At 69.3% G+C, this 3,047-nt stretch carries 4 protein-coding genes and 1 pseudogene; 3 read left to right on the top strand and 2 right to left on the bottom strand.

Features of this window, described 5'->3' with window-relative positions; all coding sequences use genetic code 11:
• Positions 1 to 549 precede the first annotated feature (549 nt).
• Positions 550 to 750 carry a hypothetical protein gene (locus AB0O34_RS36520; protein WP_363923539.1) on the bottom strand — a complete coding sequence of 67 codons (201 nt, stop codon included), beginning with the start codon at positions 748 to 750 and terminating at the stop codon, positions 550 to 552.
• A 36-nt stretch (positions 751 to 786) separates the two neighbouring features.
• On the opposite strand from AB0O34_RS36520, the gene AB0O34_RS36515 reads away from it, so the two are divergent.
• On the top strand, positions 787 to 1,188 hold the full coding sequence (locus AB0O34_RS36515) for a hypothetical protein (RefSeq protein ID WP_363923537.1): 402 nt from the start codon (positions 787 to 789) through the stop codon (positions 1,186 to 1,188).
• A gap of 177 nt (positions 1,189 to 1,365) precedes the next feature.
• Complete coding sequence (locus tag AB0O34_RS36510) at positions 1,366 to 1,929, top strand: hypothetical protein (RefSeq protein ID WP_363923541.1); 564 nt, start codon at positions 1,366 to 1,368, stop codon at positions 1,927 to 1,929.
• A 273-nt stretch (positions 1,930 to 2,202) separates the two neighbouring features.
• Here AB0O34_RS36510 and AB0O34_RS36505 read toward each other — a convergent pair.
• A pseudogene (locus AB0O34_RS36505) lies at positions 2,203 to 2,358 on the bottom strand (DUF418 domain-containing protein); the annotation flags it as partial.
• A gap of 442 nt (positions 2,359 to 2,800) precedes the next feature.
• Here AB0O34_RS36505 and AB0O34_RS36500 point away from each other — a divergent pair.
• The coding region (locus tag AB0O34_RS36500; protein WP_363923535.1) for an arabinofuranosidase catalytic domain-containing protein at positions 2,801 to 3,047 on the top strand (247 nt) is incomplete at its 3' end.

Below are 3,047 nucleotides of genomic sequence, written 5' to 3'. Positions count from 1 at the left end.
TCGCCGCGGCGTACGCGAAAGGCTGGGAGCTGGACGCGAAGACGGCCATGACCACGGCCGACCCGGCCTCGGGATGGACGCGAACGGCCGGATGACGCAGGACGGGCGCCGGCTCGTCTCCGGTGAGGGTGACCGGGCGTCGGCCGTGGCGGCGGCTCGTTTCCGGTGAGGGTGACCGGAGGCTATGCGGTGAGCTTGAGGAATTCCTCGACGGTCTCCTTACGTGCGTTGGAGAATCCGCTGAAACCGGGCTCAGTTGCGGGTGGCGAAGTCGAAGGTGGTGACCAGTTCCTCGGCGGTGACGGCGGGGTCGAGGTGGGTGAGGAGCCGGGCGGCGACGGCGTCGATGGTCGCGCGGGAGGGTCACCATGAGCTGCGCGTCGAAGACGCGGAACTCACCGGCCCGGGCGCCCTGCTCGAACAGCTCGGCCAGCAGGTCGAGGGCCCTGTCCTGCGTGCCGTTCAGGGTCGGCGCCGCGTTGACGGCGATCTGCTGGACCGCACGTACGTGGGCGGGATTGGCGGCGGCGGCCGGTCCGCCGGGCCTGGTCAGCCCAGTTTGCCAGGACGGGCGGGCTTCGGGAACGCCGCTCGTACGGCGTGCCGGGTGGCCAGGACGGCGACTCCCGCCAGCAGCAGGCCGACCACTCCTTGGTCGATCTTCATCCACAGTGGGTAGCCGCTGTCGGGCGCCACGCAGATCAGCACGATGCCGATCGTGCCCAGGATCGAGATCGTCCTGATCCGCACGTACGCGGACCCCGTTGGTCCGGGGCAGAATGAGGTGTGGAACCCAGAGCCGGGAATCCGACGACGCGCAGCTCCGCCGCCCTAGCCGTCCTGACGCTGGTGTGGCTGATAGGTACCCCGTACCTCCTCGTGCGGGGGCTCGGTGAAGGAGGGGTGGCCACCGGTGGCCCCTCGAACCACGACGTGTTCGCGCGGTACTTGACCGCCACCGCGTTCGTCATGGTCGGGGCACCCGCGATCGCGGCGTTCATCGCCGGGGCCACCCGGCGGAAGGCCGCCATGTTGTTCTTCGCCATCGCCACGGTGGGTTGCGCGTTGCTCGTCTTCGCCGTCGTCGCCAGCGGCAACCGTGCGGACCCGGCCCAGCCGAGGAGCCCCTTGCCCTCCAATTACTGCGTCGAGCACAGCGGCGGGGACAACGACTGCCCCGGCGGCTGACGCCGGGCCGCGCATCCGGTCGCGGACGCTCGCCGCGATGATCGTGTGGGTGCCTGACGCGCCCGTGGACGCTTATCCGGGTGAACTGCCGGTACTGCCGTCGCCCTGATCCGTCGGCGCCGAAGAGGGACACCGGAAAGCCATGGCGGGAACTCCGGGGTGTGTCAGTATCGTCGGGTGTCGACGGCGCTGCGCGTTCTGGTGATCGTGGCCGGGCTGGGGCCGGCGATGGCCGGGCCGATGCTGGTGGATTCCGGACCGGTGCTGGTGGAGGGTGGCTCGGGCCTGGCGGTGGCCGGGCCGGTGATGGTGGAGGGTGGGGCGGGGATGCTTGAGGGTGGCGGAGTGCTGGACGGGTTCGTGATCGGGTACGTGCCAGGTGGCGCGGGCGCGAGCGCGTCGGATTTCGCGTACGAGCCGGAGGACGGGGTCGGGTTCACCTCGCGGGTCTGGGAGCGGGAGACCGGCGACGATGGGCATGCCGTCGACCTGACGGTCATCATCGTGCGCGCTGACCGCTTCGGCACGCTCGGCGATCTGGGTGACTTCATGTCGGAGTACCACGAGCGCGACCCGGCCTCGTGGACCAAGGTCCAGGTCGGCGCCCATCCCGGTCTGAAGGCCGCCGCTCAGGTGGTCTGGCTGGTGCGGCCGGGTGTCGGCGTCTCCGTCACGATCGACGCCGCCCGGTTCGGCGACGGTGAGCTGACGGTCGTGGCCGAGAGCGTCCGCGAGCAGTGAACGGGTGGGGGCCGAGCCGCCGAAGTGCCGTGCCTGGGAGGGCGGCGCGGCGCTGACGGGGGAACGGTTCGGGCTTGGGTGAGTGATCCGCGCGGAACGGTTTGGGCGTGGGTGAGGGATTCCCGCTGAGCGGGCCCGGTCAGGCCGTGGGGGTCCACTCCTGCTTGAGGATCGCGTAGACGAGTTCGTCGCTCCACTCGCCCTTGAAGATCTCGTGACGAGGATGGCCCCGGCGATCAGGAGCACCGTCGCCGACGACCAGTCGTCCGGCGAGCCGCCGCCGAGGCGGGCGACCACCAGGACGATGACCGTGGCGGACAGGTAGTTGGTCAGCGCCATCCGGCCGAGCGGGGTGAAGACCCGGTGCAGCACCACCCGGAGGGGCGTCCTGAGCAGCAGCAGCACGGCGCACACGTACACCCCCGCCATCAGCAGTCCGGCGAGGCCGAACCAGGTGGTGAAGCGCGCGCCACGGGTACTCAACCCAGGTTTGGAGAATGCCCACAGCCGACGTCGCCCCGCGCGGCGTGCCACCGTAGATGAAACTTTCATCACAGGCCATCCCCGCGTGATGTGACATGTCCTGCAAGAGGGCGTGACAGCCGATCGGCCGGGCGGGGATCCGGGACCAAGACTTGACGGGACCCACGTCGTCGTATTTGCTCCGCCGCACCACCACAAACCGTCCGGCAAAGAAGGTCCGACCTCGGGCGCGAATGTTAGCGCTAACACATACCGAGTGGTCGCCTACGACGCACCACCCGCTGAACTCATCCAAATATGTTAACGTTAACAACTGTGCCCCACTCTCCGATCCCGCCTAGAAGTCCGTACGCATCCCCGGTCCAGCCGAAGAAGGGCACAGGATTCGATGTTCTCCCGACCCGTACTGCGGAATCTCAAAAGGGCATTTCTATCCACAGGCGCGACGCTCGCCCTCATCGCCGGCCTCGTCACCGGCACCGCGGGGACGTCGCAGGCCGCGGGGTCGCTCCCTTGTGACATCTACGCCGCGGGCGGCACGCCGTGTGTGGCGGCGCACAGCACGACCCGTGCCCTGTATGGCTCCTACAACGGCCCGCTGTACCAGGTGCGCCGCTCCTCGGACAACACCACCC

This window comes from Sphaerisporangium sp. NPDC088356, assembly GCF_040685555.1.
Lineage (GTDB): Bacteria > Actinomycetota > Actinomycetes > Streptosporangiales > Streptosporangiaceae > Sphaerisporangium.
The sequence above is the reverse complement of the archived record's forward strand: the minus strand, read 5'-3'. Positions and strand labels throughout refer to the sequence as shown.